Origin of the sequence: Pseudomonas lundensis, assembly GCF_015377145.2 — a bacterium.
GTDB lineage: Bacteria > Pseudomonadota > Gammaproteobacteria > Pseudomonadales > Pseudomonadaceae > Aquipseudomonas > Aquipseudomonas lundensis.
In genome coordinates, this window is record NZ_CP062158.2 from 312564 (window position 1) to 337425 (window position 24862).

The 24862-nt window shown below is 60.1% G+C and carries 24 protein-coding genes; 10 read left to right on the forward strand and 14 right to left on the reverse strand.

The features are described 5' to 3' along the window. Nucleotides 1-2: 2 nt before the first annotated feature. The gene (locus tag IF654_RS01710; protein WP_095009424.1) at nucleotides 3-1433 is read right to left on the reverse strand and encodes a coniferyl aldehyde dehydrogenase; all 1431 of its coding nucleotides are present in this window, start codon (nucleotides 1431-1433) and stop codon (nucleotides 3-5) included. A gap of 162 nt (nucleotides 1434-1595) precedes the next feature. Between IF654_RS01710 and IF654_RS01715 the strand changes: the two genes are divergently transcribed. Together IF654_RS01715 and IF654_RS01720 are read left to right on the forward strand one after the other, a co-directional pair. Then, nucleotides 1596-2264: a TetR/AcrR family transcriptional regulator gene (locus IF654_RS01715; RefSeq protein ID WP_047279477.1), complete on the forward strand. Its 669-nt coding sequence runs from the start codon at nucleotides 1596-1598 to the stop codon at nucleotides 2262-2264. Between the two features lie 29 nt (nucleotides 2265-2293). Further along, complete coding sequence (locus tag IF654_RS01720) at nucleotides 2294-3148, forward strand: sulfurtransferase (RefSeq protein ID WP_083333076.1); 855 nt, start codon at nucleotides 2294-2296, stop codon at nucleotides 3146-3148. A 48-nt stretch (nucleotides 3149-3196) separates the two neighbouring features. Here IF654_RS01720 and IF654_RS01725 read toward each other — a convergent pair whose 3' ends face one another. The 10 genes from IF654_RS01725 to IF654_RS01770 all read right to left on the reverse strand — a co-directional run bounded on the left by IF654_RS01725 (nucleotide 3197) and on the right by IF654_RS01770 (nucleotide 15802). Next, nucleotides 3197-4024, reverse strand: coding sequence for an AraC family transcriptional regulator (locus IF654_RS01725; protein WP_047281485.1), 828 nt, complete (start codon nucleotides 4022-4024; stop codon nucleotides 3197-3199). Then, the gene (locus tag IF654_RS01730) at nucleotides 4024-5055 is read right to left on the reverse strand and encodes a hydrolase (protein ID WP_047278423.1); all 1032 of its coding nucleotides are present in this window, start codon (nucleotides 5053-5055) and stop codon (nucleotides 4024-4026) included. The genes IF654_RS01725 and IF654_RS01730 overlap by 1 nt, the downstream gene beginning before the upstream one ends. An 8-nt stretch (nucleotides 5056-5063) precedes the next feature. Beyond that, nucleotides 5064-6608: a M16 family metallopeptidase gene (locus IF654_RS01735; RefSeq protein ID WP_047278421.1), complete on the reverse strand. Its 1545-nt coding sequence runs from the start codon at nucleotides 6606-6608 to the stop codon at nucleotides 5064-5066. After that, nucleotides 6601-7947 carry a M16 family metallopeptidase gene (locus IF654_RS01740; protein WP_194862811.1) on the reverse strand — a complete coding sequence of 449 codons (1347 nt, stop codon included), beginning with the start codon at nucleotides 7945-7947 and terminating at the stop codon, nucleotides 6601-6603. Before IF654_RS01740 ends, IF654_RS01735 begins: the two co-directional genes overlap by 8 nt. Nucleotides 7948-8041: 94 nt before the next feature. Next, nucleotides 8042-9475, reverse strand: a complete 1434-nt coding sequence (locus tag IF654_RS01745) for a M16 family metallopeptidase (RefSeq protein ID WP_047283242.1) — start codon at nucleotides 9473-9475, stop codon at nucleotides 8042-8044. Next, nucleotides 9468-10814 carry a M16 family metallopeptidase gene (locus tag IF654_RS01750; RefSeq protein ID WP_047283241.1) on the reverse strand — a complete coding sequence of 449 codons (1347 nt, stop codon included), beginning with the start codon at nucleotides 10812-10814 and terminating at the stop codon, nucleotides 9468-9470. Before IF654_RS01750 ends, IF654_RS01745 begins: the two co-directional genes overlap by 8 nt. A gap of 101 nt (nucleotides 10815-10915) precedes the next feature. Next, on the reverse strand, nucleotides 10916-12169 hold the full coding sequence (locus IF654_RS01755) for a M16 family metallopeptidase (protein ID WP_047283240.1): 1254 nt from the start codon (nucleotides 12167-12169) through the stop codon (nucleotides 10916-10918). 186 nt (nucleotides 12170-12355) lie between these two features. After that, a complete protein-coding gene (gene rsmD, locus IF654_RS01760) occupies nucleotides 12356-12964 on the reverse strand; it encodes a 16S rRNA (guanine(966)-N(2))-methyltransferase RsmD (RefSeq protein WP_047278409.1) in 609 nt (202 codons plus the stop codon). Then, complete coding sequence (locus IF654_RS01765; protein WP_047279468.1) at nucleotides 12964-14454, reverse strand: M16 family metallopeptidase; 1491 nt, start codon at nucleotides 14452-14454, stop codon at nucleotides 12964-12966. The genes rsmD and IF654_RS01765 overlap by 1 nt, the downstream gene beginning before the upstream one ends. Further along, nucleotides 14447-15802: a M16 family metallopeptidase gene (locus tag IF654_RS01770; RefSeq protein ID WP_047278405.1), complete on the reverse strand. Its 1356-nt coding sequence runs from the start codon at nucleotides 15800-15802 to the stop codon at nucleotides 14447-14449. The genes IF654_RS01765 and IF654_RS01770 overlap by 8 nt, the downstream gene beginning before the upstream one ends. A gap of 355 nt (nucleotides 15803-16157) precedes the next feature. Here IF654_RS01770 and ftsY point away from each other — a divergent pair, with 355 nt between their 5' ends. From ftsY to rpoH, 4 genes are all read left to right on the forward strand, one after another. Beyond that, nucleotides 16158-17627 carry a signal recognition particle-docking protein FtsY gene (ftsY, locus tag IF654_RS01775; RefSeq protein ID WP_094987273.1) on the forward strand — a complete coding sequence of 490 codons (1470 nt, stop codon included), beginning with the start codon at nucleotides 16158-16160 and terminating at the stop codon, nucleotides 17625-17627. Further along, complete coding sequence (gene ftsE / locus IF654_RS01780; protein ID WP_047278401.1) at nucleotides 17624-18295, forward strand: cell division ATP-binding protein FtsE; 672 nt, start codon at nucleotides 17624-17626, stop codon at nucleotides 18293-18295. Before ftsY ends, ftsE begins: the two co-directional genes overlap by 4 nt. Next, complete coding sequence (gene ftsX, locus IF654_RS01785) at nucleotides 18292-19314, forward strand: permease-like cell division protein FtsX (protein ID WP_047278399.1); 1023 nt, start codon at nucleotides 18292-18294, stop codon at nucleotides 19312-19314. Before ftsE ends, ftsX begins: the two co-directional genes overlap by 4 nt. 112 nt (nucleotides 19315-19426) lie before the next feature. Beyond that, the gene (gene rpoH, locus IF654_RS01790; RefSeq protein ID WP_047279197.1) at nucleotides 19427-20281 is read left to right on the forward strand and encodes an RNA polymerase sigma factor RpoH; all 855 of its coding nucleotides are present in this window, start codon (nucleotides 19427-19429) and stop codon (nucleotides 20279-20281) included. 78 nt (nucleotides 20282-20359) lie between these two features. Here rpoH and mtgA read toward each other — a convergent pair whose 3' ends face one another. After that, the gene (gene mtgA / locus IF654_RS01795) at nucleotides 20360-21115 is read right to left on the reverse strand and encodes a monofunctional biosynthetic peptidoglycan transglycosylase (RefSeq protein WP_094987271.1); all 756 of its coding nucleotides are present in this window, start codon (nucleotides 21113-21115) and stop codon (nucleotides 20360-20362) included. A 44-nt stretch (nucleotides 21116-21159) separates the two neighbouring features. On the opposite strand from mtgA, the gene IF654_RS01800 reads away from it, so the two are divergent. From IF654_RS01800 to trmB, 4 genes are all read left to right on the forward strand, one after another. After that, on the forward strand, nucleotides 21160-21531 hold the full coding sequence (locus tag IF654_RS01800; protein WP_047278391.1) for a DUF423 domain-containing protein: 372 nt from the start codon (nucleotides 21160-21162) through the stop codon (nucleotides 21529-21531). Nucleotides 21532-21612: 81 nt separating this feature from the next. Then, a complete protein-coding gene (gene thiS / locus IF654_RS01805; protein WP_047278389.1) occupies nucleotides 21613-21813 on the forward strand; it encodes a sulfur carrier protein ThiS in 201 nt (66 codons plus the stop codon). Nucleotides 21814-21875: 62 nt separating this feature from the next. Beyond that, nucleotides 21876-22670, forward strand: coding sequence for a thiazole synthase (locus IF654_RS01810; protein ID WP_047278387.1), 795 nt, complete (start codon nucleotides 21876-21878; stop codon nucleotides 22668-22670). A 9-nt stretch (nucleotides 22671-22679) separates the two neighbouring features. Beyond that, entirely contained in the window at nucleotides 22680-23402 is a 723-nt protein-coding gene (gene trmB / locus IF654_RS01815; protein WP_047279463.1) for a tRNA (guanosine(46)-N7)-methyltransferase TrmB, read from the forward strand. Nucleotides 23403-23468: 66 nt separating this feature from the next. Here the strand turns inward: trmB and IF654_RS01820 are convergent, their stop codons facing one another. Then, nucleotides 23469-24440 (reverse strand): acyltransferase family protein, encoded by a 972-nt coding sequence (locus IF654_RS01820; RefSeq protein ID WP_047278384.1) that lies wholly within the window; start codon nucleotides 24438-24440, stop codon nucleotides 23469-23471. Between the two features lie 98 nt (nucleotides 24441-24538). Then, entirely contained in the window at nucleotides 24539-24862 is a 324-nt protein-coding gene (locus IF654_RS01825; protein ID WP_047278383.1) for a DUF3392 domain-containing protein, read from the reverse strand.

Sequence of the window (24862 nt, forward strand, 5' to 3'; positions counted from 1 at the left end):
GATCAGCGAATAAAGAGTTTCTGCACCCAGCGCCCGAGTGTGCGTCCGTAGGGCGGGTAGATGGCCAGCGAGCTGTTCACACGTTGCTTGGTCAGGACGGCTTTGGCATGGCTGAAGGTCAAAAACCCTTCGTGACCGTGATAGCAGCCCATCCCGGAAGGCCCCACGCCGCCAAAAGGCAGGTCGTCGATGGCCACGTGCAGCAAGGTTTCATTCACGCACACGCCGCCTGAGTGGGTGTTTTCAAGCACCCGTTGCTGTTCGGCCTTGTTGTAGCCGAAATAATAGAGCGCGAGCGGGCGGGGTCTGTCGTTGATGTAGGCCAATGCCTGTTCCAGGTGGCGATACGGCACGATCGGCAGGAGCGGACCGAAGATTTCCTCCTGCATCACCTGCATCTCGTCGTTGACCTCCAGCAGCAGGCAATGGGGCATGCGTCGGCCCTGGCCCTGCTCGTACAGCGGGATCAGGCGTGCGCCTTTGGCACTGGCATCGGTTTTCAAATGCTCCAAGCGCGCCAGTTGCCGCTCGTTGATGATGGCTGTGTAGTCCGGGTTATCGCTCAGCGTCGGATAAAAGCTGTGCATCACCTGACGATACGCATCAATAAAAGCGCCGACCCGGTCTTCAGGCACCAACACGTAATCAGGGGCGATACAGGTTTGTCCCGCATTCAGGCTTTTGCCCCAGGCGATGCGCTGGGCGGCGTCCTTGAGCGGTACGTCGGCCGAGACAATGGCCGGGGATTTGCCCCCCAGTTCCAGCGTGACCGGCGTCAGGTGTTCGGCCGCCGCACGCATCACCAACTTGCCCACATGGGTCGAGCCGGTGAACAGCAAGTGGTCCACTGGCAAAGAAGAAAAAGCCACTGCGACCTCGGCATCGCCCAGCACCACGGTGACCATGTCATCGGGGAAAATCCGCCCCAGCAGGTCTTTGAGCAAGCGCCCGGTGGCCGGGGTGAATTCACTGAGTTTGAGCATCACCCGGTTGCCCGCCGCCAACGCACCGATCAAGGGGCCCATCGCCAAAAACAGCGGGTAATTCCACGGAACTATGATCCCGATCACGCCCAGAGGCTGATACAGGACGCGGGCGCTGGCGGGTTGGAACATTACGCCTACGCTGCGAGAAGAGGGTTTCATCCAGCGTTTAAGGTGTTTAAGGGCGTAATCGATGTTGTGCAGGCTGGGCATCAGTTCGGCAAACAGCGTTTCGTCAGGGCTACGGTGGCTAAAGTCCTGGCTGATGGCGTCGATTAACACCTCGCGTTCATCGCTGAGCAACCGCCGTAGGCTTTTGAGCCACTGCTGGCGTTGTGCAAGCGGAGGATAAGGATGTGCAGCGTAGGCCTGACGCTGTTTGTCGAGCAGGGAGAGAAGATCAGTCGGTAGGACTGTGGTGTCTTGATGGTAGGCACTGTCTACAGACATGATCCGCTCCGGGTCGTTTTTTATAGGTAATGTTTACAAGAGCCAGGTCGTTTCTAGAGCGTATGCTCTAAGTTGTCAATCAGGGGGCCTGCCTGTCGCGTTGTTTATCGATTCGGGGTTAGGCCGTAAGATGCCATTCGTTCTCAAGTAAAGCTCAAGACCATGGCCGCACGAATAAAAACCAGCCAGCGTATTGTCAACACCAGCCTGGAGCTGTTTAACCAGTTGGGCGAGCGCAGTGTGAGCACCAACCACATTGCGGCGCACATGGAGATTTCTCCGGGCAATCTGTATTACCACTTCCCCAATAAGCAGGCGATCATCGCCGTTTTGTTTGGCGAATACGAAACGCTTGTCCTAAGCTTTTTGCGCGCGCCAGAAGGGCGTCTGGCGACGGTTGCCGATAAACATTTCTACTTGCAGCAACTGCTCGATGCGATGTGGCGCTACCGGTTCTTGTACCGTGACATTGAGCATTTGCTGCACAGCGACAGCGAGCTGGCCTCCCGTTACCGGCTTTTCTCGCAAAACTGCCTGAAGCAGGCCCAGTTGATTTATGCGAGCTTCGTCGAGGCGGGGATTCTCAACATGACCCCGCTGCAAATCGAGTCGTTGACCCTCAATGCGTGGATCATCCTGACGTCATGGGTCGGGTTTCTGTGTACCACGCGTGAGAACAGCGACCAGCTCAGCGAGCAGGCGATCAAACGTGGTGTTTATCAACTGCTGGTACTGGAAGCCGGGTTCGTCACCGATCAGGCCCGGGAGGCGGTTGATGAACTCATCAAGGAATATTACGTTCCGCTGGAAAACGCCCTGGATTCTCACTAACTGCTTTTGATCCGTCACAGGAGTTCACGATGCCCGTTGCGCAATTGATCAGCCCTCAAGCCCTGAACGAACGCCAGTCCCAACCCGGTCTGGTCATTCTGGATTGCCGCTTTGCGCTTGAAGACCCGGACTACGGGCTGCGCAGCTATGCCGAAGGCCACATCGAGGGCGCGCAGTTTGCAGACCTGGAACGCGACTTGAGTGGCCCGGTGACCAAAGGCGTCACGGGGCGTCATCCGTTGCCTGATCCCGATGAGCTGATAGAGCGTTTGCGCGGGTGGGGCATCAACAACGACAGCGATGTGGTGCTGTATGACGACGGTCCGGGGGCATTTGCCGCGCGGGCGTGGTGGTTGTTGGCGTGGCTGGGCAAGCGGGACGGGGTGTTTGTGCTCGACGGCGGCCTTAAAGCCTGGCACGCCGCGGGTTTTCCGCTGAACCTTGATTCGGTCAAGGTTCCCCGGGGGCATTTTGACGGAGCGCCGGACAATCAGTTGCTGATCAAGGCCCAAGCGCTGCAAAAGCGCCTCAACGACCCTGCCCTGACCTTGATCGATGCTCGCGCATTGCCGCGCTTTCGGGGCGAGGTTGAACCGATCGACCCGGTGGCCGGGCATATCCCGGGTGCGCAATGTGCGGCTTTTGGCGAAAACCTCGACAGCAGCGGGCGGTTTCTCCCGGTTGAGCAACTCAAGCAGCGTTTTGCCGAAAAACTCGGTGATCGCTCGCCGGATGAACTGGTGGCGTACTGCGGTTCTGGCGTGACGGCGTGTCATAACTTGTTCGCGCTGGCATTGGCCGGTTATCCGCTGGGCAAACTTTACGCCGGGTCATGGAGCGAATGGATCAATGACCCGCAGCGCGGCGTTGCGACGGGCGAGTAAAAGGCGCGGTAGCCGCCGGGTAAGTGGGCAACTGCGGCTTGATCGGTGTCAGGTACACGCGGCCCGGTAGGCCGCAGGCCCCACACCGTAAACCTTTTTGAATTGTCGGCTCAGGTGGCTTTGGTCCGCGAATCCCAGTTGGGTCGCGACGTGTACCGGCAAGCAACCTTGTTGCAATAAAGCCCGGGCGTGAGCGACGCGTTGCTGCATCAACCAGGCGTGCGGCGGCATGCCCGTGGCGCGCTGAAAGACCCGCGCAAAGTGAAACGGCGACAAATTGACGGCTGCCGCCAGTTCTTCCAGCGATGGCGGATGCGCCAGGCGTGTCTGCAACAGTTCCTTGGCCTGCCTCACCGCCCGGTGTTCCACCCCCGGTGGGGCCGGTTGCGGCAAACGGGCATGGCGGCTGAGCAGCGCAAGCATCATCTGCCGCCAGACGGTTTGTTGTTGCAGCGCCGATTCCGGGCCTTCGAGCAGTTGGTGCAAGTGGCACAGCCCGCTGAACAGTTCGGGGTCTTGCAGCAGCGTGTCGTTGAACGTGGGCAAGTGCGTGCCGGGCAGGTTCAGTTCCTCCAGCAAGCTGTGCATCTGCGCGTTGTCAGGGTAGAAGGCGCGGTAGCGCCAGCCGGCGTCGTGGCCTTTGTGCCCGTTATGCACTTCGTCGGGGTTGATGAGTACCAGCGTCCCGGTGGGCGCCAGGTGTTCAGCCCCGCGATACCGATAACGCTGGGCACCGGCCATGATCATGCCGATCACAAAGCCATCGTGCACATGGGGCACGAAACGGTGTTCGATGTAGCGCGCGGTGAGTAACTCGACCCCTGTCAGCGGGGCTGTTTGCCAGAAACGGATCGACTCACCTTGCTCGCCGTTCATCACGCCGACTCATGTTTCAGGCTGGCCAGCCACTGCGGAATGCGGCGTTCAAGGTAGTAACGCGGTGTTCTCAAGGAACCTTCCACGAAGCCCACATGGCCGCCCCTGGCGTGCAGCTCCAGCTCGGTGCAGGGTGACAGCTCGCTGGCTTCGGGGATGCTGTGCTTGAACACGAACGGGTCATCTTCGGACTGGATAATCAACGTCGGTGTCTCGATAGCGCCCAGGTAGTAACGGCTGGACGCACGGCGGTAATAGTCGTCCACATTCAGATAGCCGTTGAGCGGGGCCGTGACCCGGTCATCGAACTCCCAAAACGTACGCATTTTGCTCAAGGATTTAAGCGTGCCCAGTTTGGCCAGCGTGGCCAGGCCTTCCTGCTTGGCGTCGTGGGTGAACTGACGCTGTTTGTTTTTCACGTACGCCACCATCTCGCGCATGAAATGCGCTTGATACACCTTGGAAAACCCTAGTCCGATGCGGTCTGCGCATTGGTCCAGTCGGAACGGCACCGACACCGCGACTGCGCCCTGCAGACCACTGGCGCTGCCCGATTCGCCCAAGTATTTGAGCAAGACGTTGCCGCCCAGCGAGTAGCCCACGGCATACAGCGGCGCCAGCGGGAAGCGTGCACGCAGGTGGGCGACAGCGGCGGCCAAGTCTTCACTGGCCCCGGAATGGTAACTGCGCGCCAGCAGGTTGGGTTCCCCGGAGCACCCACGCCAGTTCAACGCCACGCTGGCCCAGCCCTGAGCCGCCAGCGCGCATTGTTGGCCCACGATGTAATGCGACCCCGAAGAGCCGGTCAAGCCATGCAGGAGTAACACCAACGGTTGATAGGCCGATGGCGCGCCATGCCAATCCAGGTCCAGAAAGTCGCCATCGTCGAGCCACAGCCGTTCTCGCTGGTGTTCAACCACAGGTTTGGTACGCCACAACGGCCCCCATAACGTTTGCAGATGTGGGTTGCCAAGGCCTGAAGCTGGGTTAAACGATTCAACAGGTAACGCAGGGGAAACTGGAGCGCGCACTTAAGTTCTCAATCGGTGACAGGGGTTGGGGTGTGCTTAAGTTGCCACAACACGGAGCGGTGCCCAAGCAGTGTGTGCTGGCCGGGGCTGGCCCAATTGGTCGATGTGCAGGTCTGCCCGGTGTCGGGCGTCCCGGTGACGATGTCGGGCAGGGGCCGTTGTTCGACGCTGGGACCCAGTGTCAGGCTGACCCAGCTATCAGCGTCAAGGTGCCGTTTCATGGCCGCCGTGATCTGTTGCGGGGTCATTTTTTGGATTTCGGCGGTTTTGAGCGTGAAATCCAACGCTTGGTCGAAGCGGTTGATGATCCCCAGTTCATTGAGCAGGTTCTTGTTGGTCGCCATCAATTGGGGCAGGGCCTGGCGCAGATATTGTTTGATGGTGTCCAGTTGTTCTTCGCTCGGGCCTTCCTTGAGAAATTGCGCAAACAGCGTTTTGGCCAGGTTCAGGGCTTCGCGACTGTAAGAGGGCGGGGTGCTGAACTGGATCATCCAGCCTGTGGCACCTCGGGCATGCTCGATGTCGGAAAACACCCCGTAGGTCACGCTGTATTTTTCACGTAACTGAGCATTGAGTACGTGAGAAAAAACGACATTGGCGATACGAATCGCGATGGCGTCCGGGTGCTGATTGGGCAAGGCGTTTTGCATCATCAACAGCAGCGTCCGGTTGGCATCTTCCTCCAGATGCACGTGCTGGCCAGTGCTTGGCGCCGCGGTGAAGGTGGGCGCAGCCGCCAGCGCCGGACCTTGTGGCAGCGCATCGGCCAGGTGCTGGCTGAACGCCCGCGCCTGTTCCGGCGTAAGGTCGCCCACTATCACGATGTGCGCGTTGGCGGCGGTATAAGCGCGACGATAAAAATCACGCACCTGCCGGGCATCGATGTGTTCAAGGCTTTGCGTCGTGCCATTGACCGGGCGCGACAGCGGGTGGTCCTTGTACAGGGTGGCTCGTATCAAGGCCAGCGCCCGTGACTCGGGGAGCGATTGTTCGAGTTTGAGATCCGTCTGCAGCGACCGCCGGATCCGCTGCAGGTTTGCCTCGCTGAAGGTGGGGCGGGTGAGGGTCTCGGTAAACAGGGCCATCACCGGATCAAGGATGGCTTTGTCGCTCAGGCTTCTGAGCGTGTAATAGCTGTGTTCGGTGTCGATACCGTGGGTGATTTTCACGCCGTAACGGTCAAACCCGCGGGCAATGTCATTCGCTTGCTTGAGCGCCGAGTCCCCGCTGAACAGCGATTGGGTCATGGCGGCCAGCCCTGGGCTATCGCCGTCGTGATAACTGCCGGCGGCAAAGCTGAGTTTCAGGTCGATCATGGGCAAGCGGTGACTTTCGACAAACAGCACGCGGGTGCCTTGTTTAAGCCTCCAGGACTGGATGAGCGGGGCGGTGGTGACGGCTTCGGGTTCTGTCAGTTCGCGCAGCGATTGCAAAGGCAGCGAGGGTGCCGGGTGTTCGGCAGCGTGAAGGTAACGACCCATGCACAGGGCAATCCCCAGCAGTGCAATCAGGCAGGTGAGTGCGCAGCGAGTAAAGGTCTCGGGATTATTCATGAGGCATCTCCTCAGGCAGTGCGTAGCTGGTGGTCAGGCGATCGGTTGCGAGGAAGGTGCGCACCACGCGTTGAACGTCTAGTGGGGTGATGGCCTTCAGGGTGTCGAGCCTTGCCTGTTCCGAACGCCAGTCCAGCCCGGCCATCTCCTGCTTGCCCAACTGCAACGCCCGGTTCGACAGTTCGTCCTGATCGAACACGCGTCGGGCAGTGATCTGAACGCGTGCGCGGTCCAGGTCCTGCTGACGGGGAGGGGCCGTTTTCAGCGTGTCGATAAGGGCCAGGATCCGGGTTTTGACTGCCTCCATGGACCCGGCTTTCTCAAGGTCAGGCAAGGCCCGGATGCTGAACAACTCATCACCCTGACTGACGGCTGTGTAGTGAACGGTTATGCCGCTCACCAAGCCTTCCTGATGGGCTAGCCGGGTCTTGAACAGCGAGCTGTTTGCGCCTGCCAGCAACTCGCTGAGCAGTTCCAGTGCCGGGGCGATCGTGGGGTCTGCTTGCGTCTTCAGGCTGGGTACGTTGAAGGCCATGTAGAGCACAGGAATCTGGTGAGGGATGTATTGGGTGATGCGACGTTCACCCGGTGTCGGCAGTTCGAGGGGGGCAGGGCTGTAAGGCAATGGTCGTCGCGCGATGGGCCCGAAGTAACGCTCGGCCAGCTGTTTGACCTGCTGCGCATCCACATCGCCGGTGACCACCAGTACCGCGTTATTGGGCGCGTACCAGTGGCCGTACCAGTGCTTCAAGTCTTCTATTTGCAGACGATCCAGGTCATGCCGCCACCCGATGACCGGGTTGCCCGCAGCGCTTGCAGGCAGCGCCAGGCGTCGTGGCAACTCCAGTGCGCGTCTCAGGGGATGGTTTTCAAAGGACTCACTGCGTTCGTTTTTGATCACTTCTCGCTCGCCGCCCCACTGGGTGGCGGACAGGTGCGCGGTGCTCATCTGGTCGGCCAGAATTTCAAAACTCACGCCCAGGGCGTGCGCAGGCAGGGTGTGAAAGTAGAGGGTTGCGTCATTCAGGGTCGTGGCATTTTCGCTGCCGCCCAGGTGTTGCAGGATCTGGTCAGACTCGCCCGAGCACAGCTTGCTGCTGCCATTGAACAGCATGTGTTCCAAGGCGTGTGACAGGCCTGTCTGGCCGGGGCCTTCCTGATTCGAACCAATGCGATACCACAGGTGGGAGTGAACCAGAGGGGCGTGGTGGTCTTCATAAACAATGAGCTTCAGGCCGTTGTCGAGCATGAACTCATGAATCGATGGTGGGCGGCTGGCGAATGCCAACAGCGGTTGCAACATGACGCCGAATACCAGTGCGGCGAGGAGTGGTCTCATGGTGGGTGTCCTGACGATTGTTCGTCAGGACAGGTTGCGTCACACGCCTGTCGCACGTGCGTTACATAAGTAGGCAATGATCGGCGCCGGGCATTCAGGGCGCCGGGACAGGTAAAGGACGCTGGGTTGTCGTGGGGCCATGGCTGGTTATCACCCATTGATCGGCCTTGAGATACCGGTTTATGACCGCTTTGATGTGCGCAGGCGTCAGCTGTTGCGCTTGCATGACCAACGCGTCGAAGTTGCGGGGTAACCCGTGTGCGCCGATGAGCAGCAACTGTTGCAGCATTTGCGCGTTGCTGGCGCTGGTCAGCGGCAGGTTCCCCGCGAGCCGTCGCTTGACGTCGACCAGCTCTTGCTCGGTCGGCCCTTCGTCCAACCACTGCTCAAACAGCGTTTTGACAAGCCTGATCGTGGCCTCTTGGTGGTCGGGATCGGTTTGCACGCTGATGGTCCAGGGGCCTCCCGCCTCCCACAGCGGCATGAAGGACGCTGCGCTGTAGGTCAACCCGCGCTTATGGCGTAGCTCATTGATCAGGCGGTTATGACCGGAGCCACCGAACAGCAGGCTGGCCACTTGCAGCGCGACGTAATCGGGGTGATTGGCCGGTATGCCGGGCTGCGCCAGCATGATGTGGGTCTGGCCGGAGAGCGCTTCAACGTGCGCATGGCCGGGCCGGGTTGCCATGCCCATGCTCAGCGCAATGGGCGCCAGTTTCGGCCCTTGAGGCAATGCCTGGCTCAAGGCGATGCTGAGCGTTGTGGCGTCGTCCAGCGAGAGGTCACCGACCATCACCAGCAAGGCATTGGAGGCGCTGTAGGCCTGTTGATGGAAGGCCCGCAGGTGTTCAGCCCCGAGCTTTGCGATGCTCTGCTCGTTGCCTGCCTGCGCACTGGCGTAAGGATGACCGGCGTATAGCTGTGCATGCAGGGCCTGTTGGGTGAGCAAAGCGGGGTTTTGCCGGGCCAGCGTGAGTTCGTTGAGTGCGGTTGCCTTGATGCGCTCGGTGGCCGTCGGGGAAAACGCGGGGGCGCTGACCAGTTGCGTGAACAGCTCAACGGCCGCGCTGCGGGTCTTTGGTTCGCTCAGGGTGCGCAGGTTCACGCGCACTTCGTCCTTGTCCACGGAAGACGTCAGTTGCGCGCCCAGTTGATCGAAGGTGTCGGCAATGGTCTGCGCGTCCTTGCCCTCAATGCCTTGATGCAACAGTTTCAAGGTCAGGGCGGCTCGCCCCGGCATGTCATCGTCCCGGCTGCTGCCTGCCGAGAAGCGCACGCTTAGGTCCACCACAGGAATCTCGCGGGTTTCGATAAAGAGCACGCCGGTGCCTTCGTGGGTTGACCAGGCATGAATCTTCAGGGGCCGGTTGGCAATGTCGCTGTCATCAAGGGTCTCCAGGGTCTTCAACCCCGCCGACACGGGCTCTACGGCGTGCGCCGCGGCGTTCAGGCTCAGGCTGATGACCAGCACTGAACGTGCTGCGCGCAGGAAGGAGGAACGCTTTGGCGTCGGGCACAGGTCAGTCATGTTTTTTCTCCGGCCCCGGCAGGTAAGCGGCGCTGTAGCGGTTTTCAGTGAGGTAGGTGCGGGCCAGTTGCTGAATGTCAGATGCGGTCAGTGCCAGCACGCTCCGGGCCTGAGTGTCGAGGGTGGACCAGGGCAGGCCGATGCTTTCCAGTTCGCCCAGTTCGCTGGCTTGTTTCTCGACTTGATCGTGGGCATAGATGCGCTTGGTGATGATTCTGCGTTTGGCGCGGTCCAGGATTTCAGCGCTGACGGGCGTGGTTTTTAGCCCATCAAGGTGCGCCCAGATCAGGCGCTCGATGTCGTGGGGCGTCTGCGTACTCGAAGGGCTGATTTCAGCCCACAACCTGAGCAGGCCATCGCCGCGGTTAAACAGGTCGTAATGGGAATAAGCGCCTGCCAGCAACCCTTGTTCATGGAGCAGACTGACCTTGAGGGGTGAGCTGTTGCTGCTGGCCAGCAACTCGTTGAGCACCAGCAGGCCAAACGCGGTTTGAGGGTCTTTTGCGGTTTTTAAACTGGGCACGTTAAACGCCAGGGCCAGCTTGCCATTGGGGCTGGGGAGGCCAAGGTGCAACTCGCGGCGCCCGAGACGATGCAGTTCGACCGGTGGCCGTGCCGTGGGCAGCGGGCGTGCGACCAGCGCGGCGAAATGCTCGGTGACCATGGCTTTGACCTGCGCCAGGGTAACGTCGCCGGCGATGACCAGAACGGCATTGTTTGGCGCGTACCACTGTCGATACCACTGGGTGAGTGGCGGGTCGGGCATGCGCTGGATGTCATGCATCCAGCCCAGAATCGGGTTTTTATAGGTGCTGGCCACATGGGCCGTGGTTTTAAGCCGCTCGTTGATCAGGCTCCACAGGTTGTGGTCGACGGTGGTCAGGCGTTCCTTTTGGATGACCTGTAATTCGGTCTGTAACTGGGCTTCACTCCAGCGTGCGCTGCGCATCTGATCGGCAAGTACTTCCAACGACACCGCCAGCCGGTTTTTCGACTGTAGCTGCGTGTAGAACGTGGCATCGGGACGGGTGGTGGCCTGGTGGCTGACGCCCAGCGAATCAAACACCTTCACCGCCTGGCCTTCAGGCAACTTGCTGCTGCCTTTGAACACCATATGTTCCAGCGCGTGGGACACACCTGTTTGCCCTTCCTGCTCATAGCTGGCGCCGACCTTGTACCAAAGCTGGGACGCCACCACGGGGGCGCGGTGGTCTTCACGAACGACGACCTTCAGGCCGTTGTCGAGTGTGAAAACGTGAGTAACGGGGTGTGAGTGGGCATGAACGGTCGCTGGCAACCACAAGGCGATTAGCCAGCGACCCAAGAGCGGGAGTTTCATCCGGGAGGATCCTTGAGTGTTCTGTTTGTAGGTCAGAACAGGGTGGATCAACCCGAAGGCAGCAAGGCGGTATATAGGTAGCGCGCCTTACTCAAGGGGGGTCAAGGGGTGCGCGGCAGGATATGCGCCACACTCAAGCGTTCCGGTGTGAAGTACGTGTTGGCCACACGCAGGATGTCCTCGGCCGTGATGCTGCGGATCTGTTGGGCTTCGTCATCGATCAGCGTCCAGGGTTGACCGATGGCAAGCAGGTTGCCGATCACCGAAGCCTGCATTTCCAGGGTGTCCAGATCGTTAAGGTAGGCCAGGGCCTGATGTCGGCCGTAGCACAGCGTGTCTGTATCCAGCGCGTGATTTTTGAGTGTTTCCAGCAGTTGCTTTATTTCCAGCTCAACGTGATCGATAGACGCCGAGGTGTGTTCGCCGAGGGTGGCGCTGATCAGGAACAGATCATCTTTCAGGCGATAGCCCGGAAAGCGGCTGATCGCGCTGCTCAGGGTTTGCGCGCCACCGGACAACTTGCCCGGGAGCCAGGCCTGCGGGCCTCTGGTCAGCAAGGCGCTGATGACTTGCAACGCGCGCAGGTCGCGTGTGTCTTCAACGGTGGCCAGCCCAGGGGTATTGAAGGCCAGTTGCAGGCGCGGCCTCGGGGTATCGAGGTATTGAGTGAGCCTGCGTTCATCGCCAAGGGGCTGGCTGGCAGGCTGTTCTATCGGAGTAAAGCCATTGAAACGCGGAACACCGCCAAACATGCGTTGGACCAAAGGTTGAATCTCTTCAAGAGTGGTATCGCCTGCCACGACCAGAATCGAATTGTTGGGCGCGTAGCCTTCTTCATGCCAGCGCAGTACATCCGCGACCGTCATGCGCTCAAGGTGGTCGATGTTTGCGAATTTGTAGACCTTGCCGGCCGCGGGGAAAATCAGCTGTTCGAATTCAGGGCTGATCCAGTGATCCGAGGTGAAGTACGGCTCGCTCAGTTCCAGTTCTCGGGTGCGCAGGAGGCCTTTGTTGAGGCGCTCCTGGGTCAGTACGGGGGTTGCCATCCTGCCCGCCAGCAATTGCAGAACCGTTTGCAGTCCGGTTCGCGGCGCTTCGAGGCTGTATGTGCTGAGGTGGTAATCGAGCCAGCCGTTGGCAACGGCGCCGATTGTCTTCTCCAGCGCTTTGTCTTTGAAGGTGGCGCCACCCGCCAGATAGGCCAGACCGCGCTGGTCCGGGCGTTCATGGTCGGTGCCGACTTTGTGGAACAACGAGGCGCAGATCGCCTCGGTGCGGTGATCCTGGCGCACAACGACGTGCAGGCCGTTGTCCAGTGTGTAGGCGTAAGTCGGTTTTTCAGTGGTCGGGGTCATGGTTCACATTCCGTTGTTTGGATAACGCCGATCGGTGCAGATGCGCACGTAAGGAGAGCGATCGGGTCGAGCAAACAGAATGCGTGGTTGCCGGGCAGGCGGGGCGGTACATAGATAGGGCAGTTGCAGGTGACATGCAGTCGTTGCCGCCATGGACGGCAGCGACTGCACAGAGGTCAGCGGCGCTTACTGTTCAGCAGGCACCTGAGGCGCTTCACGCTGCCACAGGGCGTAGTTCACGCCCCCGGCTTTTTGTTCGCGGTGCAAGCGCCAGTTGGCAGGTAAGCCCAGTTCCGAAGGGCGGACTTCGCTCTCGGTGTAGACCCAGGCCTCGTCTGCCAGCCAGCCGCGCTGTTCCAGCAGGTCGCAGGCAGGCTTGAGCAGGTCCTTGTGGAACGGCGGGTCGAGGAAGACCACGTCAAACGTGTCGCCGGGGGCGGCATCCAGATAACGCAGGGCGTCAGTTTGCTGCACCTGGCCTACGGTGCACCGCAGGATGCCCATGTTCTCGCGGATGTTGGAAATCGCATCGCGATTGCTGTCCAGTGCCACGCCCTTGGCGGCGCCACGGGACATGGCTTCGAGGAACAGTGCGCCGCTGCCGGCAAACACGTCCAGGACCTTGGCGCCGCCGATGTAGGGCGCGAGCCAGTTGAACAGGGTTTCACGTACACGGTCGGGTGTAGGCCGCAGGCCTTCTACGTGGGGGAAGTCGAGCTTGCGGCTGCGCCATTCCCCGCCAATGATGCGTAACTGACCCGCACCCGAGTGCGATGTGTTTTTGGGCTTTGCCATTAATGCTCCGGAACCCCAAGAGGTTGCTCTGAAGGTTTATCGGTTGGAGGCGGCAGTGGTTTTTGCGGCACGGTTGGGCCGGCGGTCACCACGACCATTTTGTCGGCGCTCAGGTGCTTGTTCATGGCGGCCTTGACCTGCTCGGTGGTCAGGTTCTGGGACTGCTGCATGAAGGTTTCGAGATAGTCCAAAGGCAAATCGTAGAAGCCCATCGCGCCCAGTTGGCCGACGATGGCCGCGTTGCTGGCAGTGGACAGCGGGAAGCTGCCGGCCAGTTCACGTTTGGCATCGTCGAGTTCTTTTTGCGTCGGACCTTCTTTGAGGTAGTCAGCGAGGATGTCCTGCACCAGCTTGAGCGTGCCTTCGCTCAGCTCTGCGCGGGTTTGCAGGTTGATCATGAACGGACCGCGAGCCTGCATCGGGCTGAAGTTGGAATACACGCCGTAGGTCAGGCCGCGTTTCTCGCGCACTTGCGTCATCAGGCGCGTACCGAAACCGCCACCGCCGAGTACCTGATTGCCCAGCGACAACGCGGCGTAGTCCGGGTCGTCGCGGTCAATGCCCAATTGCGACAGCAGCAAGTGAGTTTGCTTGGACGGGAACTCGATGTGGGTTGCACCCGGCTTGGGCTCGGTCGGCTGCACGGTTTTTGGCAGCGCAGGGCCTTTGGGCAGTGCGGCCGATACTTGGGCGGCCATGGCTTGAGCCTCTTCGCGCGACAGGTCGCCGACGATCGCGATCACGGCGTTGCCCGCCGTATAAGCCTTGTTGTGGAAGGCTTTGAGCTGGTCGACGGTAATTGACGTCACGGTTTGAGCATTGCCGTCGCTGGCGTGAGCATACGGGTGATTGCCGTACAGGCGCTTGAACAGCTCATCGCTGGCCAGTTTGCCGGGGTTTTGCTTCTGGAATTCAAAGCTGGCCAGCAGTTGGTTTTTGATGCGGGCCAACGAGTCGGCCGGGAAGGTCGGTTGGCCAATCACTTCAGCAAACAGGTTTAACGCAGGCGCGCGTTTGGCCGGGTCGCTCAGGCTGCGCAGGGAGGCCACGGCCATGTCGCGATAGGCACCATTGCCGAACTCGGCTCCCAGGCCCTCAAAACCCTGGGCGATGGCGCCGACATCTTTACCGGCAACGCCTTCATTGAGCATGGCATTGGTCAGCAAGGCCAGTCCTGGGGTGTTGTCGTCCTGACTGCTGCCGGCGGCGAAGGTCACGCGCAGGTCGAACATCGGCAACTGGCGGGCTTCAACAAACAGGACTTTGGAACCTTCGGCGGTTTTCCAGGTTTGAACATTCATGGCGCGGTGGCTGGGGGCCTTGCCGTCCAGTTCTGCCAGCGACTCCAGCGTGTGCTCGGTCTTGGCGTTTTCCAGTGCCGGGCTGGCTACGGACTCAGCCGGGCTGGCGAAATAGTAGCCGAGTGCGCCGACCAGAACAGCGGCGGTCAGGCCGAGCAGGGCGTAGCGGGGACCTTTACGCTCACTCATGGGTTTTCTCCTCGGGCAGTACGTGCGCAACGCTCAGACGGTCGCGAGTGAAATAGGTGCGGGCGGCTTGCTGGATGTCGGCCGGGGTGACTTTTTGCAGGTCTTGCAGCTCGGTGTCCATCAGCTTCCAGGACAAACCGACTGTTTCAAGCTGACCGATGGACGTGGCTTGCGAGGTGATCGAGTCACGTTCGTAGACCAGACCGGCGATCACTTGAGCGCGAACGCGTTCCAGTTCTTCAGGCGTGGGCGGCGTCTTTTTCAGGTCGTCGAGCAAACGCCACAGGCCCGCTTCGGCTTGAGCCATCGTGACCTTCTTCTGGCTGTTGGGCATGGCGCTGAGCAGGAACAGGCTGTCGCCCCGGGTGAACGCGTCATAGCTTGACGATGCGCCGGAGACCAGTTCTTCACCGCGCTCCAGTTGAGTGGGCATGCGCGCGCTGTAGCCGCCGTCCAGCAGGGCCGAGATCAGGCGCAGGGCGTTGGCCGTGACCGGGTCTTTGGCGGTGGACACGCTCGGCACGTTAAAGCCCATCATCAGGCTCGGGAGTTGGGTCTGAACATGAACCTTGAGCAGGCGTTCGCCGGGGGTCGGCAGTTCAAGCGGGGCCTTGGCGATCGGTACTTCACGCTTGACCACCGGGCCGAAATAACGCTGGGCCAACGCTTTGACTTCGTCCGGGGTGACGTCCCCGACCACCACCAGCGTGGCGTTGTTCGGTGCATACCACTCTTCGTACCACGCGCGCAGCTCGGCAACGCTCATGCGCTCCAGGTCGACCATCCAGCCGATGGTCGGGGTATGGTAGCCGCTGGACGGGTAGGCCATGGCGCTGAACAGTTCGTAGGCTTTGCTCATCGGTTGGTCATCGGTGCGCAGACGGCGCTCTTCCTTGATGACTTCGATCTCGCGTTTGAACTCTTCGGGCGGCAGACGCAGGCTGGCCATGCGGTCGGCTTCCAGCTCAAAGGCCACACCCAGACGGTCGCGGGCCAGAACCTGGTAATACGCGGTGTAGTCGTCGCTGGTGAAGGCGTTTTCCTGTGCGCCGAGGTCGCGCAGGATCAACGAGGCTTCGCCGGGACCCACCTTGTTGCTGCCTTTGAACATCATGTGTTCAAGGGCATGGGACAGGCCGGTCTTGCCGGGTGTCTCGTAACTGGAGCCCACCTTGTACCAGACCTGCGACACCACGACCGGCGCGCGGTGGTCTTCGCGGACGATGACTTTAAGGCCATTGTCCAGACGGAACTCATGGGTGGGTTGCGGCTCGGCTGCCAAGGCCGAAAGTGGAAGGCAAACTGTGCTGAGCAACAGGCCAGCAGCGCGGCGGGCTAGAGCATTCATTCGTTTTTAAACCTGTAGGGCTGCCCGCTTGGCCTTAGCGTCTGCGGGTGAGGAGGTGCTAGGATACTGATCCGTTTTACTGGCGGCCACGCCTATCAGGCCTTTGACGATCAGACGACGTTTGATCGGGCAGTATAGGAGCCCGCTTGGAAGTGTGGATGTATCCCGGTAAATTTCGCTTTTTTGCCGATTTTCCCGATCCAGCTCCGAGTAAAGACGAAGTTTCGCAGGTGTTTTTTACCCTGCGACTAAGTTGTGTGCGAACGAGCTGACAAAAATACAGTCTTTTTCACACCGAATATTATTTGCCGGGGCGCCACAGTGGCGCTTCGCTACGATGAGATAGCCGTCCTCCATGTTTGGTTCCAACGACGACAAGAAGAACCCAGCCAAGGCTGGCGAGAAAAAAGGCCTGTTCGGATGGCTGCGCAGAAAGCCGCAGGAAGCCGTCGTTGAACAGCCGGCTGCGACCCCCGAGCCAGCGCCCGAGACCTTGATCGACGCCGCGCCCGTGATCGTGGCGCCCACCCCTGAAGAAGTGGTGGTGATCGAGCCTGCTGTCGAGCCGCAGACCGCCGCTGAGCCATGGCCGTCTTTGCCCGTCCCGGAAGAGCCGGTGGCGTTGGTCGAGGACGTGCAAGCGCCGCATATCGTGCCGCCGATTCCGGCGCCGGAAATCGAGGTGGTCGCAGAACCTGTGATCGCCACGCCACCTGTGGTCGAAGTGCTTGAGCACATCGAGCCTGTGATTGAACCAGCCCCTGCCCCGGTCATTGAACCGGTGGCCGAGCCCGTGGTGGTTGCGCCTCAACCGGTGCCTGCCCCGGTCGTTGAAACGCCGCCTGCGGTGATTGAGGCTCCGGCTCCCAAGGCCGAACCTGCTCCCGAAGCCAAAACCGGTTTCTTTGCCCGTCTCAAGCAAGGTCTGTCGAAAACCAGTGCCAGCATCGGCGAGGGCATGGCCAGCCTGTTCCTTGGCAAAAAGGCCATCGATGACGACCTGCTCGAAGAAATCGAAACCCGCTTGCTGACGGCAGATGTGGGTGTCGAAGCCACGTCGGTGATCATCAAGAACCTGACGCAAAAAGTGGCGCGCAAGCAATTGACGGATGCCGACGCGTTGTACAAATCCTTGCAGGACGAGCTGGCGGCGATGCTCAAGCCGGTTGAACAGCCGCTGAAAATCGAATCGCAAAACAAGCCGTTCGTGATTCTGGTGGTCGGCGTGAATGGGGCGGGTAAAACCACCACCATCGGCAAACTGGCGAAAAAACTGCAACTTGAAGGCAAGAAAGTCATGCTCGCTGCGGGCGATACTTTCCGCGCTGCGGCCGTGGAGCAATTGCAAGTGTGGGGCGAGCGCAACCACATCCCCGTGATTGCGCAGCACACCGGTGCCGACTCCGCCTCGGTGATCTTCGACGCCGTACAAGCGGCCAAGGCCCGCGGGATTGACGTGCTGATCGCGGACACGGCCGGGCGTCTGCACACCAAAGACAACTTGATGGAAGAACTGAAAAAGGTTCGCCGCGTGATAGGCAAGCTCGACGAAGACGCGCCGCACGAAGTGCTGCTGGTGCTCGACGCCGGTACTGGCCAAAACGCCATCAGTCAGGCCAAACAATTCAATCAGACGGTCGCGCTGACCGGCTTGGTGCTGACTAAGCTGGACGGTACGGCCAAAGGTGGCGTGATCTTCGCCCTGGCCAAGCAATTCGGCATCCCGATCCGCTTTATTGGTGTCGGTGAAGGCATTGATGATTTGCGCACGTTTGAATCCGAACCCTTTGTTCAGGCTCTGTTTGCGGAGCGGGAGCGTCCATGATTCGTTTCGAGCAGGTCGGTAAACGCTATCCAAATGGACATGTGGGCCTGCACGAGCTGAGCTTTCGGGTCCGCCGTGGCGAATTCCTTTTTGTCACGGGCCATTCTGGCGCGGGCAAAAGTACGTTGTTGCGCCTGTTGCTGGCCATGGAACGCCCCACCAGCGGCAAGTTGCTGCTGGCCGGGCAAGACCTGAGCCAGATCAGCAACGCGCAAATCCCGTTTTTGCGGCGTCAGATCGGCGTGGTGTTCCAGAACCACCAGTTACTGTTTGATCGCACCGTGTTCAATAACGTCGCCTTGCCGTTGCAGATTCAAGGGCTGTCCAAGGCCGAAATCGTCAAGCGTGTTGATTCGGCGCTGGAGCGGGTATCGCTCTCGGATAAAACCGACCTGTACCCCGGCGACTTGTCCACGGGCCAGCAACAACGCGTGGGTATTGCCCGCGCCATCGTGCATCGCCCAGCATTGCTCCTGGCCGATGAACCCACCGGCAACCTCGACCCGCGTCTGGCGGCGGAAATCATGGGCGTATTTGAAGACATCAACCGGTTGGGCACCAGCGTACTGATTGCCAGCCACGACCTGGCACTGATCGCCCGCATGCGTCATCGCATGTTGACCTTGCAGCGCGGGCGATTGATCGGCGACGGGGAGGCCGGACAATGAGTGCAACACGCAGCCCCAAGGTATCGGAGCGCGTTGCGCCCAAGGCCGCTGAACCGCAGCCACCGAAGAAAAAGCACGATGAAGACGACGGCCCGACGTTTGGCATGTTGTTTCACGCCTGGATCGACGCGCACCGCGCCAGTTTGCTCGACAGCCTGCGGCGTTTGGGCAAGCAGCCGATTGGCAGCTTTTTTACCTGCCTGGTGATGGCCGTGGCGCTGAGCTTGCCCATGGGCTTGTCGTTGTTGCTTAACAACGTGGAACGCCTGGGAGGCTCGTGGCAGCGCGCAGCACAGATTTCGGTGTACTTGCAGATGGACGCCACGGGCGATCAGGGCGAGCAACTGAGCAATCAGATAAAAGGTATGGCCGGTGTCGCGCAGGCTGAGTTCATCAGCCGCGAACAAGCCCTTGAAGAGTTCCAGCAGCAGTCAGGGCTGGGCGAAGCGCTCAAGGAGCTGCCGGACAACCCGTTGCCGGGCGTGGTCCTGGTGACGCCGAATGAGGTAGATAAAGCCACCCTTGAGGCCCTTCGCGAGCGACTTTCCGAGTTGCCGAAAGTGCAACAGGCGCAACTTGATCTAGTCTGGGTTGAGCGTCTGGCGGCCATCCTCAAATTGGGTGACCGTTTTGTGTTCGGTTTGACGGTGCTGCTGGTCTCGGCCCTGTTGCTGGTGATCGGTAATACGATTCGGCTGCATATCGAGAACCGCAGAGTCGAGATTGAGGTCACCAAGCTGGTCGGCGGTACTGATAGCTATGTGCGTAGGCCGTTTCTATACATGGGCGCGCTTTATGGCTTTGGTGCCGGTGTACTTTCGTGGGGCGTTCTGGCGTTCGGTCTGAACTGGCTCAATGACGCGGTTGTCGGGCTGGCCGGTCTTTATGGCAGCGATTTTGCCCTCGCGGGCGTGCCTGTTGCCGACGGTCTGTCGCTCTTGCTTGGCGCGGTACTGTTAGGGTATATCGGTGCATGGATTGCGGTAGCACGGCATTTACGTGAGCTTTCACCCAAGTAGTTTCATTTTTACCTGTTGACCTTTTCAGCTTATGTGGGAACTTTTTTTGTGGTTCCCGGTCAATTTTCGCAGTGCTGAACTGCACGAGTTATGTGAGTCGGAGGTTTTTCGTATGACCACTTCTTTGCAACCTGCGTATGCGTTGGTCCCTGGTGCGAACCTTGAGGCCTACGTAAACACCGTGAACAGCATTCCTCTGCTGACGCCGGAGCAGGAGCGTGAACTGGCCGAGAGTCTCTATTATGAGCAGGATCTTGAGGCGGCTCGGCAGATGGTGCTCGCCCACCTGCGTTTTGTCGTACACATCGCTCGTAGTTATTCGGGCTATGGCCTGGCACAGGCCGACCTGATCCAGGAAGGCAATGTTGGCCTGATGAAAGCGGTCAAACGCTTCAACCCTGAAATGGGTGTGCGTCTGGTGTCGTTCGCTGTGCACTGGATCAAGGCTGAAATTCACGAGTTCATCCTGCGCAACTGGCGGATCGTGAAAGTGGCGACCACCAAGGCGCAGCGCAAACTGTTCTTCAACCTGCGCAGCCAGAAAAAACGGCTGGCCTGGCTGAACAACGACGAAGTACATCGCGTGGCTGAGAGCCTTGGCGTTGAACCGCGCGAAGTACGTGAGATGGAAAGCCGGTTGACCGGCCATGACATGGCGTTCGACCCGGCTGCTGAAGCGGACGATGACAGTGCGTTCCAGTCGCCAGCCAACTATCTGGAAGACCACCGCTACGACCCTGCGCGTCAACTGGAAGATGCTGACTGGACCGATAACTCCACCAGCAACCTGCATGAAGCGCTGGAAGTGCTGGACGAACGCAGCCGCGACATTCTCTATCAGCGCTGGTTGGCTGAAGAGAAAGCCACGCTGCATGACCTGGCACAGAAGTACAACGTGTCTGCCGAGCGTATTCGTCAGCTGGAAAAAAGCGCGATGAACAAGCTCAAACTGTCGATTGCCGCCTAAATCGGTCGACAAAAAAACGCCCCGCTGAGTCGGGGCGTTTTTGTATGTGCATCACGCTGAAGTGCCGAGAGTCAGTGCCTACAAGGCCCACGGCGCCTGGCGTGAGTTGTTCAGGGTGTCCAGATAACTGTCCCCGCCCAATTGACGCATTTGCTGGCGTATCCAGGCCGCACGCGTGCTCACATACGCAGACGGGCGACCGGCGCTCCAGTTGCGCGGGTTCGGCAATACCGCGGCCAATTGGCTGGCCTGCTGACGGCTCAACCGGGCAGCACTCACGCCAAAATGATGTTGCGCGGCCGCTTCGGCGCCAAACACGCCGTCATCCCACTCGGCGCTATTGAGGTAGACCTCCAGAATGCGTTGCTTGGGCCACAACACTTCAATCAGCCCCGTGAACCAGGCTTCCAGCCCTTTGCGCAGCCAACTGCGGCCCGACCACAAAAACAGGTTTTTAGCGACTTGCTGACTGAGGGTGCTGGCCCCGCGCAATGTGCCGCCCCGCTCGTTGTGCACGAACGCGGCGCGAATGGCAATCAGGTCAAAGCCCCAATGCTCGGCAAATTTCTGATCCTCGCCGGCAATGACGGCGACTTTCAAATCATTGGAGATCTCGTCCCATGGCCGCCAGCTGCGTTGCAGGTCGATGGGCTGGCCGTCGAACCACGATTCAACCTTGCGCTCCACCATCAGCGCGGTGCCTGGCGGTGGCACCCAGCGGAAAATCAGCACCAGCACTGCACTGCCGGCAGCGAACCACAGCAGGGCTTTGAACAATCGATGAACCAGTAAACGCAGCATAGATGGCTTGGCCGAACCCGTTGAGCGGGCCATTATACAGACCCTGCGCCATTCGATGACCTTACGGGAGTGCCCCCATGCTGCGCGTTTTTCTGATGCTGGCTGCGTTTTTTGGCTTTACCGGTGTGGCGCTTGGCGCCTTTGCAGCCCACGGCTTGAAAAGCCGTTTGAGCGAACAGTATCTGGCTGTTTTTCATACAGGCGTCACCTATCAACTGGTTCACACCTTGGCTCTGCTGGGCGTGGCGCTGCTTGCCACCCAGCTGCAAAGCCGCTTGGTGACGTGGGCAGGCGTGTGTTTCGCCGTGGGGATCGTGCTGTTCTCCGGCAGCTTGTACCTGCTGACGATGAGCGGTATTGCCAAGCTGGGGATGATCACCCCGATTGGCGGCGTGGCTTTTTTGGCGGGCTGGTTGTGCTTGGGACTGGCCGCCTGGCGCCTGAGCTGAGGGCGCAAGATGAATGGCTTGGGTCGACCTGACGGATCGGGCTAGAATGCTGGCCCCCTAAAAATGAAGGCAGCGTCGAGCATGCGCATTCAGTTGAACGGTGAACCTTGTGAACTGCCGGACGGCGAGACCGTCGCAGGCCTTTTGGCGCTTCGGGAGTTGGCGGGCCGTCGGGTGGCGGTTGAGCTGAATCTGGACATCGTCCCGCGCAGCCAGCACGCAGACACGGTGCTCAAAGAGGGCGATCAGGTCGAAGTGGTTCACGCCATCGGTGGCGGCTAGGTTTCGGACCGAACGTTTACCCCCGCAGCGCCACTGAGAATTCATATTCAAGAGGTTTACCGATGAGCAATGTTCGCAGCGACAAGCCGTTTATCCTGGCCGGCCGTACGTACCAATCCCGTTTGCTGGTGGGCACGGGCAAATACCGCGACCTCGAAGAAACCCGTCTGGCCATTGAGGCCTCGGGTGCTGAAATCGTCACAGTCGCCGTGCGTCGCACCAACATCGGTCAGAACCCCGGCGAGCCGAACCTGCTCGATGTATTGCCGCCAGACCGTTACACCATCCTGCCGAACACGGCCGGTTGCTTTGACGCCATTGAAGCGGTGCGCACTTGCCGTCTGGCCCGTGAGCTGCTCGATGGCCATAACCTGGTCAAGCTTGAAGTGCTGGCCGACCAGAAAACCCTGTTCCCCAACGTGATCGAAACCCTCAAGGCCGCCGAAGTGCTGGTCAAGGAAGGTTTTGACGTGATGGTTTACACCAGTGATGACCCGATCATCGCCCGTGAGCTCGAAGCCATGGGCTGCGTGGCCGTGATGCCGTTGGCTGGCCTGATCGGCAGCGGTCTGGGCATCTGCAACCCGTACAACCTGCGGGTCATCCTTGAAGAAGCCAACATTCCGGTGCTGGTGGACGCGGGCGTGGGCACGGCCTCCGACGCGACAATCGCCATGGAGATGGGCTGCGAAGCGGTGCTGATGAACTCGGCCATCGCCAATGCCCAGCACCCGATCCTCATGGCCCAAGCCATGAAATACGCCATTGAGGCAGGTCGTCTGGCCTATCTGGCCGGGCGTATGCCGAAAAAACTCTATGCCAGCGCCTCCTCGCCGCTGGATGGTCTGATCAAGTAAGAGCCCCTGATGACTGAACCACTCGATACCCCAACCCCGGAAGAAGGCGAAGATCGCCAGCACCGTCGCATCAAGAGCTTTGTCATGCGCGCCGGGCGTATGACCGAAGGCCAGCAACGCGGCCTCGATCAAGGTGCGCCGCTGTACGTTTTGCCGCTGGCCGATGCGCCGGTCGATTTCGATCAGGTCTTTGGCCGCTCTGCACCGCGCACGCTGGAAATCGGCTTTGGCATGGGGCATTCCCTGCTGGAGATGGCAGCAGCGTCGCCGGAGCAGGATTTCATCGGGGTCGAAGTTCACCGTCCGGGCGTGGGCGCGTTGCTCAATGGCGTGCTGACCCAGGGCCTGACCAATCTGCGTGTCTACGATTGCGACGCCATCGAAGTCCTGACCCGCTGCGTCGCGGACAATAGCCTGGACCGTCTGCTGCTGTTCTTCCCGGACCCGTGGCACAAGAGCCGCCATCACAAGCGCCGCATCGTGCAGGCGTCTTTCGCGGAACTGGTGCGCTCCAAGCTCAAGGTCGGCGGTGTCTTGCACATGGCCACCGACTGGGAACCCTATGCCGAGTACATGCTTGAAGTCATGAACGTGGCACCGGGTTACCGCAATCTGGCCGAAGACGGCCGTTGCGTGCCGCGCCCTGCTGAGCGCCCGGTCACCAAGTTCGAACGCCGCGGCGAACGTCTTGGGCATGGCGTGTGGGACTTGAAGTTCGAAAAACTGGCCTGAGCCGTTTTTCAATGACTGGCCTCCGTTCGGGGGCCGGTTTCTTTAGGCGACGTCCGTCGCGTTGCATCACAGCACGAACCTGACGCGTTTGCTCAGCAGGATCAGCACCGGCGCGGCCGCCAGCGCCAGGGCGATGACCACCAGCGCCAGCAGGTTGCCGTACGCCATCCCCGCCGCCAGTGCCCCCAAAATAAACATTGGATGGATGTAATACACCGCCGAAGACACCTTGGCCGCCGTGTTGCGGGTGGACGCCCGAAAATACACGCACGCCAGCAAAAACAACGCGGGCGTGAGAACGGGCAACGAAAACATAAAGTCGAAATACACCTGCGGCTTGGCCCGCAGCGAGTAATTGATGTACGACTCGGCCAGCATCAGGGCTGTGCCCGCCACCAGCCAGCCCCACACCCATGGGCGTGTCACCTTTTGCGGGACCTGATGCCTGGCCAACACAAACCCCATGCACATGAACGGGAAACCCATGAACAGGAAGTTACGGGCGGCGTAGTCGTTTTGATTGAAGTGCTGCAGCAGGGGGTCGGGCAGAACGTAATAAACACGCGCATATTGCAATGTCAGCCCGATCGCATAGGCGATCAGGGCCAGCGTCATCAGCGTTGGAGTGGCCGAATTGCGCAGCGCATACAGGATCAGTCCACCGCCGAGCATGCCCACCAGATACCAGAGGTGGAAATAGCCGATCAGCAAAGACTTGATGATCCCGAGCACACCTTTAAGAGAGCCCAGCGTCGCAGGGTCGACGTAAAACGGGCTGTAGACCAGCATCCAGAAGAGGTACATCCACAAACCGCGTTTGAACCACGTGCCGAACGAGTGGCCTTCGCTGAGGGTGTGGAACAGGTAATACCCGTTGATGATAAAGAAGACAGGGACCGCGACCCGAAACAGCCCATTGCCCAGCATGTAACCGATGGCCGTGTCATTACCGCCCAGAATCTTGCAGTGCAGCGCGACGACGGCTATCGCCAGCGCCACTTTCAGTGCATCGAGATTGCCATTTAAAAGCTTCGGCATGGGCAGTGCTCACGTATCAGGCGATACCCAAGCGTAGCCCACAATCGGCTGCTTTCTGCGTGGCCTTTATCCCCCCGGCCAGCACTTGCAGCTACAGGTTAGCGGCGATCAGCCACCACGCCGATCAGCACCAACACCACCAGCAACACCGGCGCCAGGCTGTAGTTGTTGAACTGACTCAGCCCGCGCTCGACCCACGGCGTGGCGTAGATCAGCGCTGCGCCGCTGCCGATCAGGCACAACAGCGCCATCAGCGGGACGCGCAAGGCGCCTGCAATACTGCCCAGACGTTGCTCGACCCAGCCCTTGAAGTCAGCGCCAAACAGCACCAGCAAACAGCCAATCAATGCCAGGGAGATCTCCGAGAGGTGGCTGCGGCTCCAGCGCGATACCGTGGCAAGCAGGTCGAGTACCAAGTCCAT

Excerpts from the sequence above, each read along its gene's own strand:
- mtgA (WP_094987271.1), bottom strand. The coding sequence starts at position 21,115 with ATGGCCCGCTCAACGGGTTCGGCCAAGCCATCTATGCTGCGTTTACTG.
- IF654_RS01710 (WP_095009424.1), bottom strand. The coding sequence starts at position 1,433 with ATGTCTGTAGACAGTGCCTACCATCAAGACACCACAGTCCTACCGACT.
- rpoH (WP_047279197.1), top strand. The coding sequence starts at position 19,427 with ATGACCACTTCTTTGCAACCTGCGTATGCGTTGGTCCCTGGTGCGAAC.
- IF654_RS01740 (WP_194862811.1), bottom strand. The coding sequence starts at position 7,947 with ATGAGACCACTCCTCGCCGCACTGGTATTCGGCGTCATGTTGCAACCG.
- IF654_RS01755 (WP_047283240.1), bottom strand. The coding sequence starts at position 12,169 with ATGACCCCGACCACTGAAAAACCGACTTACGCCTACACACTGGACAAC.
- IF654_RS01745 (WP_047283242.1), bottom strand. The coding sequence starts at position 9,475 with ATGACTGACCTGTGCCCGACGCCAAAGCGTTCCTCCTTCCTGCGCGCA.
- IF654_RS01825 (WP_047278383.1), bottom strand. The coding sequence starts at position 24,862 with ATGGACTTGGTACTCGACCTGCTTGCCACGGTATCGCGCTGGAGCCGC.
- IF654_RS01810 (WP_047278387.1), top strand. The coding sequence starts at position 21,876 with ATGAGCAATGTTCGCAGCGACAAGCCGTTTATCCTGGCCGGCCGTACG.
- IF654_RS01750 (WP_047283241.1), bottom strand. The coding sequence starts at position 10,814 with ATGAAACTCCCGCTCTTGGGTCGCTGGCTAATCGCCTTGTGGTTGCCA.
- IF654_RS01765 (WP_047279468.1), bottom strand. The coding sequence starts at position 14,454 with ATGAGTGAGCGTAAAGGTCCCCGCTACGCCCTGCTCGGCCTGACCGCC.
- rsmD (WP_047278409.1), bottom strand. The coding sequence starts at position 12,964 with ATGGCAAAGCCCAAAAACACATCGCACTCGGGTGCGGGTCAGTTACGC.
- IF654_RS01715 (WP_047279477.1), top strand. The coding sequence starts at position 1,596 with ATGGCCGCACGAATAAAAACCAGCCAGCGTATTGTCAACACCAGCCTG.
- IF654_RS01820 (WP_047278384.1), bottom strand. The coding sequence starts at position 24,440 with ATGCCGAAGCTTTTAAATGGCAATCTCGATGCACTGAAAGTGGCGCTG.
- thiS (WP_047278389.1), top strand. The coding sequence starts at position 21,613 with ATGCGCATTCAGTTGAACGGTGAACCTTGTGAACTGCCGGACGGCGAG.
- IF654_RS01725 (WP_047281485.1), bottom strand. The coding sequence starts at position 4,024 with ATGAACGGCGAGCAAGGTGAGTCGATCCGTTTCTGGCAAACAGCCCCG.
- ftsE (WP_047278401.1), top strand. The coding sequence starts at position 17,624 with ATGATTCGTTTCGAGCAGGTCGGTAAACGCTATCCAAATGGACATGTG.
- IF654_RS01770 (WP_047278405.1), bottom strand. The coding sequence starts at position 15,802 with ATGAATGCTCTAGCCCGCCGCGCTGCTGGCCTGTTGCTCAGCACAGTT.
- ftsX (WP_047278399.1), top strand. The coding sequence starts at position 18,292 with ATGAGTGCAACACGCAGCCCCAAGGTATCGGAGCGCGTTGCGCCCAAG.
- IF654_RS01735 (WP_047278421.1), bottom strand. The coding sequence starts at position 6,608 with ATGAATAATCCCGAGACCTTTACTCGCTGCGCACTCACCTGCCTGATT.
- trmB (WP_047279463.1), top strand. The coding sequence starts at position 22,680 with ATGACTGAACCACTCGATACCCCAACCCCGGAAGAAGGCGAAGATCGC.
- IF654_RS01800 (WP_047278391.1), top strand. The coding sequence starts at position 21,160 with ATGCTGCGCGTTTTTCTGATGCTGGCTGCGTTTTTTGGCTTTACCGGT.
- ftsY (WP_094987273.1), top strand. The coding sequence starts at position 16,158 with ATGTTTGGTTCCAACGACGACAAGAAGAACCCAGCCAAGGCTGGCGAG.
- IF654_RS01720 (WP_083333076.1), top strand. The coding sequence starts at position 2,294 with ATGCCCGTTGCGCAATTGATCAGCCCTCAAGCCCTGAACGAACGCCAG.